The organism is Azospirillum sp. (assembly GCF_035628975.1).
Lineage (GTDB): Bacteria > Pseudomonadota > Alphaproteobacteria > Azospirillales > Azospirillaceae > Azospirillum.
This window is the reverse complement of the sequence record NZ_DASPIS010000072.1, coordinates 46,837-59,077: the sequence shown is the minus strand read 5'-3', so window position 1 is coordinate 59,077 and position 12,241 is coordinate 46,837. Positions and strand designations below refer to the sequence as shown.

The following is a 12,241-nucleotide window of genomic DNA, read 5'->3' as shown; positions in this document are numbered from 1 at the left end:
CTCATCTCCCCTGGAACATCGGTGCGCGGGCAAGCAGCGCGTCGGTTTGCTGACAAATCTCGTCGTAGACCTTGCGGTCCAGCTTGCGCAGCCAGCGCGGCGGAATCGACTCGACGCCATAGGTGGCGCCGGCCAGCATGCCGGCAATGGCGCCGGTGGTGTCGGCGTCGCCGCCCTGGTTCACCGTCTCCACCACGCAGGATTCGACCGAATCGGTCTGGAAGTAATAGTGGAAGACGGTCTGCACCGTATCCACGATGAAGGCGGTGGACAGGCCGCGGTAGGGTTCGAACTTGAACTGGCGGTGCCTGGCGATCAGGGCGTTCGCCTCCTCCCGTGCTGCGAGGACACCGCCGCCGAGCACCAGTCGCCGCACCATTCGGCCCAGCGCGACCACCGCGGAATCGGACAGCTGGTTGCAATGGGTGATGTGCGACTGCTCCACCGACCAGCGCTCGAAGGCCGCGTCGTCGCCCAGCGTCGCCAGCGCCACCGGAAGGTTGCGCATCGCCGCGCCGTTGCCGGCGTGGTACTCCGACTCCGGCTCCTCCAGCGTGCCGTGCATGATGAAGCGGCGGATGCCGCGGCGCGTCGTGTCGCCGACATCGACCGGCACCGATTTCAGCCAGATGGCGAACTCCTCCGCGGCGCGGCGGGCCTCCCACTCCGGCCCGGACAGGATGGCGCGGCCGAGATGCAGCGACATCTCGGTGTCGTCGGTCACCTGCCCGGCCGGCAGCTTCAGCCAGCCGCCGCCCTTGATGTGCTTGTGGACGCCATATTGGTGGGCGATCTCGCCCTTGGTCAGGAACTCGACCGTCGCCCCCAGCGCATCGCCGCAGGCGAGGCCGAGATAGGCGCCGAGCGACCTGGATCGGATTTCAGGGGAACGGAGTTCGGGCGTCGGAATCGTCGGATCGGTCATGCCATGGGGCGAAATGCCCGCCCTTTCCTGGTGCGCCCGGCAAACGGCCCACAGGCCGACGCCCGGCGTGAGGTTGTCAGAGAAGCGACACACCCACCCGGTAATCCCCGCCGATCACCAGATATTCTCCTTCGCCCTGGAACGGGTAGCGCGGCAGGATGTCGCGGAAGAAGACCACCTTGGGCAGCGGCACCCAGGCATCGAGGATGTAGTCGCCGAACTGGCCGGCGATGTCGCGGTTGATGGAAAAGGAACACAGGTTGTTCAGCCGAAGCACCGCCGTGCGCTTGTCCGGCCGGGCGACGATGTGGTGTTCCTCGAAATCGTTGACGCCCCGGTACAGCCGGATGTGCGAGGCCCAGTTGGGCATCGGCGCGTCGGGCCAGCCGCGGCGGATCGTCCATTGGCAGAACTCGTACAGAAGGTCGAGCTGCAGGTGGATGTTGTTGTTGTGGAAGCGGGTCGACTGCCTCTGCTCGCCATAGGCCGCCCACGCGTCGGAGGCGAAGCGGCGGATCGGTTCGCCATGGAAGGTCGGCAGCAGTCCGAACCGGCTTTCCACCCACCCCTTCATCACCGCGCCTTCCGCCCGGTTGCTGTCGAACATCCAGCCCTTCAGCAGGCGCAGGTAGCTGGCACGGAAACGGCGTTTGCCGTCCGGCCCCTCCGCCCCGGAAAAGTCGGGGTTCACCCCGAACACCTCGGCCATATGGCGCTGGAAGACGTCCGATGCGGTCAGCGCGTCGGGGCTTTCGTCCAGCGCCTCGAACAAGGCGGCGTGCTCGCTGCGGGTGGCGCCGATGCGCAGGCGCCGCGGCTCGTCATTGTAGGCTTCGCTGCACAGCGCGGCGGCCGGGATGTTGACGAGGTTGGCGCGGTGGGCGCGAAGGGCCAATGGCGAATCAGGGGGCGAATCGGACGTCGTCGTCCGACCACTCGCATCCTGTGTCGCCACTCCATCCGCCACGCCGGTCCGCTCCATCCAAATGTCATTACTCCTTATATGGATATTGTATAAGCGGGCGCGTGCCAAGCCCGGACCACCGCAACCGGAAGGGTTCCAGTGCCGCATGTCGCAACATTGTCCGTTTGAAGCCGAACGGTCCGTCCCCATACTCAGTACAGCGACGCTTACGATCCGGCGGCACCCGCATGGCCTTCTGGCCGACCAAGTACGACGACAGCCGGCGCCGGCGCACCCCGCCGGTGCCCACGCAGACGCTTGTCCGGACGCCACCACCGTCTCCCCAGCCCGCCCTCGCCGCACCGGCAGCACCCGACGGTCTTCCGCCGCGCGGCATCGACGAGGCGCGAACGGCCCTGCGCCTCGCACAGCTTCTGCGCGGCACCATCACGCCCCTGCGCGGCGACGCGGTGCTGGAGCTGCTGGAGCCGCATCGCCCAAGGCTGGTTCCCAAGCCGGTCAACCCGCTGCCGGGGCTGGCCGGTCAGCCGCCGGGCCGGATGCTGGAGGCGCTGTTGCGGCCGATCGGGCAGATCGTCACCGACGTGCTGCTGCCGGGGGTGCGCGACCATCTGATCGACCGGCTGGTGACCGGCCGCACCGCCCATGAGGAAAGCCTGCCCAGCGCCATCGACCTTGCCGAGGCGATGCGGGCGCTGGTCGGGCGGATGCGCGGCGGCGGCAAGGGCCATCTCCAGGCAGTGATCGGCGCCATCGAGACCGACGCCCGCGCCACCGCCGACGCGCTGACCAGGGACCGCCGCCCCATCGACGTCGGCGGCATCGACCGGCTGGCCCGCGCCCTGCTGCGCTTCGAGGTGCGGCGGATGGTGCTGGAGGCGCTGGGCGGCGGCAGTGCGTTGCAGGACGTCGTCTATCAATCGCGCCGGCTTGCCCGCTATTCCCTGCACCGCGCCACCGAGGCGATCGAGGGATTCGTCGCCGACCGTGGGCTGAAGGCGCTTCATGCCAGCCTCGCCACGCTCGCCCAGGCCGATGGGCTGATCGTCATCGCGCTTCGCAACCTGGACGACCAGGAGGAGACGAAGGAGGAGTCCGGCCCCTTCGTCGAGCCGGCAGACCGCAAGGCGATGAACGACTGGCTTTCGGCGGCATGGCGGCTTTCCGACACATTGTTCGATCTTGTCGGCAAGGCGGCGGTCGGCGGCGAACTGGACGACCTTCTGTTCGCGGCGCTGCTGCGCCAGCTGCGCAGCCTGCACCATTTCTGCGCCGACCTGACCCACGCCGGCCGCCCCGCCGCCGTGGACACGCTGAAGCAGCGGCTGATCGACCGCTGCGACGCGCTGGCCCGCCTGACCGGCGAAAGGCTGGTCGAGGCGCTGCTGGCGAAGCCCGCCGATCCGGCATTGGCCCGTCGCTTGGTGGCGCGCGGCCGGCTGCTGGCACAGCTTCTCTACGACATGGACCGCGACGAGGCGGTGGAGGAGTTGGCGCTGCGCATCGTCGTGGCGAGCGAGGCTTTGGGCGAGGGGCGGTAGGATAGCCTCTGCGATGTATTGCCCCCACCCCGACCCTCCCCCGCTGGGCGGGGGAGGGGGACAGGAGCTTTGCCGCCATGCGGCGACAGTCCCTTCCCCGCCCAGCTCTCGCACAAAGCTATGCTTTGTGCTGACGCGGCAGGCGGACCGTAGGTCCGCTGAGAGCGGGGGAGGTTAGGTGGGGGCATTCGAAAGCCGACACCTCCCCATAGCCCCCACGAAAAGACCCGACAAAATGTCGGGCTTTGTCGTGTGTGTCGGGACCCCGACAAAGAGAAGGCACGCGTCGCCACACCAAATAACATAATAGATTCAGTTACTTATCAGGCATTACCGCTCTGGCACGGGTCGTGCAATCCATGAAATCCGAAGCGGCCACGAACCGGCCGCACCGGATCGAAGCACAGTCCCACGACCCAAGCACAGGAGCGACCCACATGGCCAAAGCGCCTCTGCGTCAGATCGCCTTTTACGGCAAGGGCGGTATCGGCAAGTCCACCACCTCTCAGAACACGCTGGCCGCGCTGGTCGAGCTGGATCAGAAGATCCTGATCGTCGGCTGCGATCCGAAGGCCGACTCGACCCGCCTGATCCTGCACGCAAAGGCCCAGGACACCGTCCTGCATCTGGCCGCCGAGGCCGGTTCGGTCGAGGATCTGGAACTCGAGGACGTCCTCAAGATCGGCTACAAGAACATCAAGTGCGTCGAGTCCGGCGGTCCGGAGCCGGGCGTCGGCTGCGCCGGCCGCGGCGTCATCACCTCGATCAACTTCCTGGAAGAGAACGGCGCCTACGACGACGTGGACTATGTGTCCTACGACGTGCTGGGCGACGTGGTCTGCGGCGGCTTCGCCATGCCGATCCGCGAGAACAAGGCCCAGGAAATCTACATCGTCATGTCCGGCGAGATGATGGCGCTGTACGCCGCCAACAACATCGCCAAGGGCATCCTGAAGTACGCGCACAGCGGCGGCGTCCGTCTCGGCGGCCTGATCTGCAACGAGCGTCAGACGGACAAGGAATGGGATCTGGCCGACGCGCTGGCCAAGCGCCTCGGTTCCAAGCTGATCCACTTCGTGCCGCGCGACAACATCGTGCAGCACGCCGAGCTGCGCCGCATGACGGTCATCGAATACGCCCCGGACAGCAAGCAGGCCGGCGAATACCGCGCGCTCGCCAACAAGATCCACGCGAACTCGGGCCAGGGTTGCATCCCGACCCCGATCACCATGGAAGAGCTGGAAGAGATGCTGATGGACTTCGGCATCATGAAGACCGAGGAGCAGCAGCTCGCCGAGCTGGCTGCCAAGGAAGCGGCGAAGGCCGGCGCCTGATCCCGGGCGTAGCGACGGTTGCCTACCGGCCCCCCTGCCCCCGCGCAGGGGGGACCGCCTGAACACTGGCCCTTTTCCCCAGCCCCGCACGACGTCGACCCAACGACTGCCCACCGGTTCCGGCCGGGCGACGTCGGCGTGGGAGGGAGGGGCTCGGTCACGCGCTGAAGCGGCGCGGAATATTCAAGCAGGAGGCCGGCTATGAGCCTGTCCGAGAACACCACGGTCGACGTCAAGAACCTCGTCAACGAAGTCCTCGAAGCCTATCCCGAAAAGTCCCGCAAGCGCCGCGCCAAGCACCTGAACGTGCTGGAGGCCGAGGCCAAGGACTGCGGCGTCAAGTCGAACGTCAAGTCCATCCCCGGCGTCATGACGATCCGCGGCTGCGCCTATGCCGGTTCCAAGGGCGTGGTGTGGGGTCCGATCAAGGACATGATCCACATCTCCCACGGGCCCGTGGGCTGCGGCTACTACTCCTGGTCCGGCCGCCGCAACTACTACATCGGCGACACCGGCGTGGACAGCTGGGGCACGATGCACTTCACCTCCGACTTCCAGGAGAAGGACATCGTCTTCGGCGGCGACAAGAAGCTGCACAAGGTCATCGAGGAAATCAACGAGCTGTTCCCGCTGGTGAACGGCATCTCGATCCAGTCGGAATGCCCGATCGGCCTGATCGGCGACGACATCGAGGCGGTCGCCCGCGCCAAGTCGGCGGAAATCGGCAAGCCGGTCATCCCCGTGCGCTGCGAAGGCTTCCGCGGCGTGTCCCAGTCGCTGGGCCACCACATCGCCAACGACGCCATCCGCGACTGGGTGTTCGAGAAGACGGAACCCAAGGCCGACTTCGTCTCCACCCCCTATGACGTCACCATCATCGGCGACTACAATATCGGCGGCGACGCCTGGTCTTCCCGCATCCTGCTGGAGGAGATCGGTCTGCGCGTGATCGCCCAGTGGTCGGGCGACGGCACCATGGCCGAGCTGGAGAACACGCCGAAGGCCAAGGTCAACCTGATCCACTGCTACCGCTCGATGAACTACATCGCGCGCCACATGGAAGAGAAGTACAATATTCCTTGGATGGAATACAACTTCTTCGGCCCGAGCCAGATCGCCGAGTCCCTGCGCAAGATCGCCGCTCTCTTCGACGACAAGATCAAGGAGAACGCCGAGAAGGTCATCGCCCGCTACCAGCCGATGGTCGATGCGGTCATCGCCAAGTACAAGCCGCGGCTGGACGGCAAGAAGGTCATGATCTACGTCGGCGGCCTGCGTCCCCGCCACGTCGTCGATGCCTACCATGACCTCGGCATGGAGATCATCGGCACCGGTTACGAGTTCGCCCACAACGACGACTATCAGCGCACGCCCCATTATGTGAAGGAAGGCACGCTGATCTACGACGACGTCACCGCGTTCGAACTGGAGAAGTTCGTCGAGGCGATGCGTCCCGACCTCGTCGCGTCGGGCATCAAGGAAAAGTACGTGTTCCAGAAGATGGGCCTGCCGTTCCGCCAGATGCACAGCTGGGATTATTCCGGCCCGTACCACGGCTATGACGGCTTCGCGATCTTCGCCCGCGACATGGACCTGGCCATCAACAACCCCGTCTGGGGCGTGATGAAGGCCCCGTTCTGACCATCGGCCTCTGGAACAGGAGAATTTGAGAATGACCGACAAGCTTTCGCAGAGCGCCGACAAGGTCCTCGACCACTACACCCTCTTCCGGCAGCCCGAATATGCGGCGATGTTCGAGAAGAAGAAGACCGAGTTCGAGTACGGCCATTCGGACGAGGAAGTCGCCCGCGTTTCCGAATGGACCAAGTCCGAGGACTACAAGGCGAAGAACTTCGCCCGTGAAGCGGTGGTCATCAACCCGACCAAGGCCTGCCAGCCGATCGGCGCGATGTTCGCCGCCCAGGGCTTCGAGGGCACCCTGCCTTTCGTCCATGGCTCCCAGGGCTGCGTCGCCTATTACCGCACCCACCTGACCCGCCACTTCAAGGAGCCGAACAGCGCGGTCTCCTCGTCGATGACGGAGGACGCGGCGGTGTTCGGCGGCCTGAACAACATGATCGACGGCCTGGCGAACGCCTATGCGCTCTACAAGCCGAAGATGATCGCGGTGATGACCACCTGCATGGCCGAGGTGATCGGCGACGACCTGCAGGGCTTCATCGCCAACGCGAAGAACAAGGAAAGCGTGCCGGCCGACTTCCCGGTGCCGTTCGCCCACACCCCGGCCTTCGTCGGCAGCCACATCGTCGGCTACGACAACATGATCAAGGGGATCCTGAGCAACTTCTGGGGCACGTCGGAGAATTTCGACACGCCCAAGACCGAGCAGATCAACCTGATCCCGGGCTTCGACGGCTTCGCCGTCGGCAACAACCGCGAACTGAAGCGCATCGCCGGCGAGTTCGGCCTGAAGCTGCAGATCCTGTCCGACGTGTCCGACAATTTCGACACGCCGATGGATGGCGAGTACCGCATGTATGACGGCGGCACCACCATCGAGGAGACCAAGGAGGCCCTGCATGCCAAGGCCACCATCTCCATGCAGGAGTACAACACGACTCAGACCCTGCAATTCTGCAAGGAGAAGGGCCAGGACGTCGCCAAGTTCAACTACCCGATGGGCGTCACCGCCACTGACGAGCTGCTGCTGAAGCTGGCGGAACTGTCGGGCAAGCCGGTGCCGGCCAGCTTGAAGCTGGAGCGCGGCCGGCTGGTCGACGCCATTGCCGACAGCCACACCCACATGCACGGCAAGCGCTTCGCCGTCTATGGCGACCCGGACTTCTGCCTGGGCATGACCAAGTTCCTGCTGGAACTGGGTGCGGAGCCGGTGCACATCCTGTCCACCTCGGGCTCCAAGAAGTGGGAGAAGCAGGTCCAGAAGGTGCTGGACGGCTCGCCCTTCGGCAAGTCCGGTGCGGCCTATGGCGGCAAGGACCTGTGGCACCTGCGCTCGCTGATCTTCACCGACAAGGTGGACTACATCATCGGCAACAGCTACGGCAAGTATCTGGAGCGCGACACCAAGGTTCCGCTGATCCGCCTGACCTACCCGATCTTCGACCGCCACCACCACCACCGCTACCCGACCTGGGGCTACCAGGGCGCGCTGAACGTGCTGGTGCGGATCCTTGACCGGATCTTCGAGGACATCGACGCCAACACCAACATCGTCGGCCAGACCGACTACTCGTTCGACCTGATCCGCTGACCGGCACGCCGACAGCAGTTCAGGCATCGGATCAAGCATCGGTTCCAGTCTACCCGTCGGGCCGGGGTTTCCATCCCCCCGGCCCGACGGCAACCTCCCCAGCCCGGAGTGCGTCGGTGACGGCGCGCTCCGGGTTTCTTTTTGCGCATTGGATCCCGTTTGCAAGGTGCGTCATTCGCGCCGGAACCCCCGTCGGTGCCGAGCAGCTGTCGGTGGAGGTCGACCGCTTCATCCGCGAGGTGCGCGCCGGCTGAGGCGGGCGGGCGATCGCCTACGGGATGCACCGACCCCGATGCACCATGGAATCCCCTCTCCCCCCGGGGAGAGGGTTAGGGTGAGGGGGGACGCGCGGCGGCCCTTTATCGAGAATCCATCCTATGCATCCCCCTCACCCCGACCCTCTCCCCGGGGGGAGAGGGAGTTGGATGCCGCTCCACCCCCCATGTGCGACACCCGACAAGACGCCCGCCCCGGCCCCCTATTGTCATCTATCGGACAGGGCCGTGGAACCCGACAATCATTGCTTATCAACAACTTACCTTCTGGCACGCCCCCTGCAACAGGTTCCGCAGAGCCATTTCCGGCGCCAGGATGGGAGAGCGGGCATGCTCCAGGACAAGATCCAGGACGTCTTCAACGAACCGGGCTGCGCGACCAATCAGGCAAAGTCGGCCAAGGAGAAGAAGAAGGGCTGCACCAAGTCGCTGAAGCCTGGCGCGGCGGCCGGCGGCTGCGCCTATGACGGCGCGATGATCGTGTTGCAGCCGATCGCCGACGCCGCCCATCTGGTCCATGGACCGATCGCCTGCCTGGGCAACAGCTGGGACAATCGCGGCTCGCAATCCTCCGGCCCGCAGCTCTACCGCACCGGCTTCACCACCGACCTGTCGGAACTGGACGTCATCGGCGGCGGCGAGAAGAAGCTCTACCGCGCCATCAAGGAGATCGTTCAGCAATACGACCCGCCGGCCGTCTTCGTCTATCAGACCTGTGTGCCGGCGATGACCGGCGACGACATCGCCGCGGTCTGCAAGTTCGCGACGCAGAAGCTGGGCAAGCCGGTGATCCCGGTGGATGCGCCGGGCTTCGTCGGATCGAAGAATCTCGGCAACAAGCTGGCCGGCGAGGCCCTGCTTGAGCATGTCATCGGCACGGTGGAGCCGGAATACACCACCCCCACCGACATCTGCATCATCGGCGAATACAACCTCGCGGGAGAGCTGTGGCTGGTCAAGCCGCTGCTGGACGAAATCGGCATCCGCCTCTTGTCCTGCATTTCCGGCGACGGCCGCTACAACGAGGTGGCCCAGGCCCACCGCGCCCGCGTCACCATGATGGTGTGCAGCCAGGCGCTGGTGAATGTCGGCCGCAAGATGCAGGAGCGCTACGGCATCCCCTATTTCGAGGGGTCCTTCTATGGCGTGTCCGACATGTCGGACACCCTGCGCACCATGGCCCGCATGCTGGTGGAGCGCGGCGCCGACAAGGCCCTGATCGACCGGGCGGAGGGCGTGATCGCGCGGGAGGAAAGCCGCGTCTGGCGCCGTCTGGAACCCTACAAGCCGCGCTTCGAGGGCAAGCGCGTCCTCCTCTTCACCGGCGGGGTCAAGAGCTGGTCGATGGTCAGCGCGCTGGAAGGCGCCGGGCTGACCATCCTCGGCACCTCCACCAAGAAGTCGACCAAGGAGGACAAGGAGCGCATCAAGAAGATGAAGGGCGAGGAGTTCCACCAGTGGGACGATCTGAAGCCGCGCGACATCTACAAGATGCTGGCCGACGATCAGGCCGACATCATGATGTCCGGCGGCCGGTCGCAGTTCATCTCGCTGAAGGCAAAGGTTCCCTGGCTCGACATCAACCAGGAGCGCCACCACGCCTATGCCGGCTATGACGGCATCGTCAATCTCTGCGAGGAGATCGACAAGACGCTGTCCAACCCGATCTGGCGTCAGGTCCGCCAGCCGGCACCGTGGGAGTCCGGCCCGTCCTCCACCCTTCTTGCGGCGGAGTGAGACCGATGTCCCACATCCAGCGCTTCCCCTCCGCCGCCAAGGCTGCCTCCACCAACCCGCTGAAGATGAGCCAGCCGCTGGGCGCGGCGCTGGCCTATCTCGGAATAGACCGCTGCCTGCCGCTGTTCCACGGGTCGCAGGGCTGCACCGCCTTCGGGCTGGTGCTGCTGGTCCGCCATTTCCGCGAGGCGATCCCGTTGCAGACCACGGCGATGGATCAGGTCGCCACCATCCTCGGCGGCTACGACAATCTGGAGCAGGCGATCCGCACCATCGTGGAGCGCAACAAGCCCGCCATGATCGGCGTCGCCACCACCGGCGTGACCGAGACCAAGGGCGAGGACATGGGCGGACAGTACACGCTGTTCCGCCAGCGCAACCCCGACATGGCCGACACCGCCCTGGTCTTCGCCAACACCCCCGACTTCGCCGGCGGGTTCGAGGACGGCTTCGCCGCCGCAGTGACCGCAATGGTGGAACGGCTGGTCGAACCGTCGCCGGTGCGCATCCCGACCCAGGTCAATGTGCTGGCCGGCAGCCACCTGTCGCCCGGCGATGTCGAGGAGTTGCGCGACATCATCGAGGGCTTCGGCCTGTCGCCGATCATGCTGCCCGACCTGTCGCTGTCGATGTCCGGCCGCCAACCGACCGACTTCACCGCCACATCGCTGGGCGGCGTGACAGTGGAGCAGATCCGCGCCATGGGCGCCTCGGCCGCGACCATCGTGATCGGCGAGCATATGCGGGTCGCCGGCAACGCGCTGGAATTGAAGACCGACGTGCCCAGCCATTTCTTCAGCCGGCTGACCGGGCTGGAGGCATCGGACAAGCTGGTCCGCTTGGCTATGGAGCTGTCGGGCAAGCCGGCGCCGGCCCGGCTGCGGCGCCAGCGCGAGGCCCTGGTCGACGCCATGCTGGACGGGCATTTCTTCTACAGCCGCAAGCGCATCGCCGTGGCGCTGGAACCCGACCTGCTCTACGCCGTCACCAGCTTCCTCACCGACATGGGGGCCGAGGTGGTCGCCGCGGTGTCGCCGACTCAAAGTCCGGTTCTGGAACGGCTGAAGGCCGCCACCATCATGGTCGGCGATCATTCCGACCTGGAGACGCTGGCCCGCGACGTCGACCTGATCGTCTCCAACTCGCACGGTCGGCAGGGAGCCGCGCGGATCGGCGTGCCGCTGCACCGCATGGGCCTGCCGATGTTCGACCGGCTGGGTGCGGGACTGCGCGTCCAGGTCGGCTACCGCGGCACGCGCGAGCTGCTGTGCGAGATCGGCAACCTGTTCCTCGCCCGCGAGATGGACCACGAGAACCACGAATCGGGCGAATCGCACGGCTGCGGAGGCGGATCATGCGGATGCAACGCCGTCTGAGCGTGGTGCAGGCCCCCCGCCCGACACAAGGAGGATCGATGAAGGTCGCTTTCTGCACCCAGGACATGCAGCACGTCGATGCGCATTTCGGCTGGGCCAAGAACATCGCCGTCTATCGGGTCGACCGCCAGGGCCATGCCTTTCTGGAGACCTTCCAGTTCGGCGGCTCGATGTTCGAGGACGGCAACGAGGACAAGCTGGTGCCCAAGCTGGAGGCGCTGGCCGACGTCGCCATCATCTACCTGTCGGCCATCGGCGCCTCGGCCGCCGCCCGCGTGGTGGCGAAGAAGATCCATCCGGTGAAGGTCGAGGCCACGGAAACCATCCCCGCCCTGCTCGACAAGCTGGTCCAGACGCTGAACGGCAACCCGCCGCCCTGGCTGCGCAAGGCGATGGGCGAGACGCCGCAATTCCATTTCGACGAGGAGGAGGTCTGAGCATGGCCGAATTGGCTGAAGTGTCCGTCGCCGACCAGTTCGTGAAGACGCTGGTCCTGCTGTTCCGTGCCGAGGACAGCTATGGCGCCTGGGAAGGCAAGCCGGACGAGGCTCTGCTCGCCCCCTTCATCCTGGACAAGGAGGCGCGCGCCGCCATCCCGATCATCGGCGATCCCGACCCGGACACGCTGTGGCGGCTGGAGCTGTTCTACAAGGCGGTCGGCGTCACGGTCGAAAAGCAGACCGGCATGATGGCCTCGCCGATGATGAAGATGAGCCACGAGGGCTTCGGCCGCATGATCCTGACCACCGGCCGGCTGGTGGTGGTGTCGAAAACCCTGCGCGACGTCCACCGCTTCGGCTTCCCCAGCATCGAGAAACTGGCCGCCGACGGCGCCAAGCTGGTCGAGGACGCGGTGGCGCTGATCCGGGAATACCCCGAGGTCGCAAACCTCTGAG

Annotated in this window: 11 protein-coding genes; 9 read left to right on the top strand and 2 right to left on the bottom strand. The window is 65.8% G+C overall.

Annotated elements, in window-relative coordinates; translation table 11 throughout:
* Position 1: 1 nt before the first annotated feature.
* Positions 2–925, bottom strand: a complete 924-nt coding sequence (gene draG, locus VD964_RS16345) for an ADP-ribosyl-[dinitrogen reductase] hydrolase (protein ID WP_324869589.1) — start codon at positions 923–925, stop codon at positions 2–4.
* Between the two features lie 76 nt (positions 926–1,001).
* On the bottom strand, positions 1,002–1,892 hold the full coding sequence (locus tag VD964_RS16340) for an NAD(+)--dinitrogen-reductase ADP-D-ribosyltransferase (RefSeq protein ID WP_414637171.1): 891 nt from the start codon (positions 1,890–1,892) through the stop codon (positions 1,002–1,004).
* 185 nt (positions 1,893–2,077) lie between these two features.
* On the opposite strand from VD964_RS16340, the gene VD964_RS16335 reads away from it, so the two are divergent.
* The 9 genes from VD964_RS16335 (at position 2,078) to VD964_RS16295 (ending at position 12,240) form a co-directional block, all read left to right on the top strand.
* Positions 2,078–3,391 carry a hypothetical protein gene (locus VD964_RS16335; protein ID WP_324869587.1) on the top strand — a complete coding sequence of 438 codons (1,314 nt, stop codon included), beginning with the start codon at positions 2,078–2,080 and terminating at the stop codon, positions 3,389–3,391.
* A 437-nt stretch (positions 3,392–3,828) separates the two neighbouring features.
* Positions 3,829–4,725 (top strand): nitrogenase iron protein, encoded by an 897-nt coding sequence (nifH, locus tag VD964_RS16330; RefSeq protein ID WP_098740339.1) that lies wholly within the window; start codon positions 3,829–3,831, stop codon positions 4,723–4,725.
* 201 nt (positions 4,726–4,926) lie between these two features.
* On the top strand, positions 4,927–6,366 hold the full coding sequence (gene nifD, locus VD964_RS16325; RefSeq protein ID WP_111065782.1) for a nitrogenase molybdenum-iron protein alpha chain: 1,440 nt from the start codon (positions 4,927–4,929) through the stop codon (positions 6,364–6,366).
* Positions 6,367–6,397: 31 nt separating this feature from the next.
* Positions 6,398–7,957 (top strand): nitrogenase molybdenum-iron protein subunit beta, encoded by a 1,560-nt coding sequence (gene nifK, locus VD964_RS16320; RefSeq protein ID WP_324869586.1) that lies wholly within the window; start codon positions 6,398–6,400, stop codon positions 7,955–7,957.
* A 116-nt stretch (positions 7,958–8,073) separates the two neighbouring features.
* A complete protein-coding gene (locus tag VD964_RS16315; RefSeq protein WP_324869585.1) occupies positions 8,074–8,211 on the top strand; it encodes a hypothetical protein in 138 nt (45 codons plus the stop codon).
* 351 nt (positions 8,212–8,562) lie between these two features.
* Complete coding sequence (gene nifE, locus VD964_RS16310) at positions 8,563–9,969, top strand: nitrogenase iron-molybdenum cofactor biosynthesis protein NifE (protein ID WP_324869584.1); 1,407 nt, start codon at positions 8,563–8,565, stop codon at positions 9,967–9,969.
* A 5-nt stretch (positions 9,970–9,974) separates the two neighbouring features.
* Entirely contained in the window at positions 9,975–11,345 is a 1,371-nt protein-coding gene (gene nifN / locus VD964_RS16305) for a nitrogenase iron-molybdenum cofactor biosynthesis protein NifN (protein ID WP_324869583.1), read from the top strand.
* A 38-nt stretch (positions 11,346–11,383) separates the two neighbouring features.
* The gene (nifX, locus tag VD964_RS16300; RefSeq protein ID WP_324869582.1) at positions 11,384–11,782 is read left to right on the top strand and encodes a nitrogen fixation protein NifX; all 399 of its coding nucleotides are present in this window, start codon (positions 11,384–11,386) and stop codon (positions 11,780–11,782) included.
* 2 nt (positions 11,783–11,784) lie between these two features.
* Positions 11,785–12,240, top strand: a complete 456-nt coding sequence (locus tag VD964_RS16295; RefSeq protein WP_324869581.1) for a NifX-associated nitrogen fixation protein — start codon at positions 11,785–11,787, stop codon at positions 12,238–12,240.
* Position 12,241: the final 1 nt, after the last annotated feature.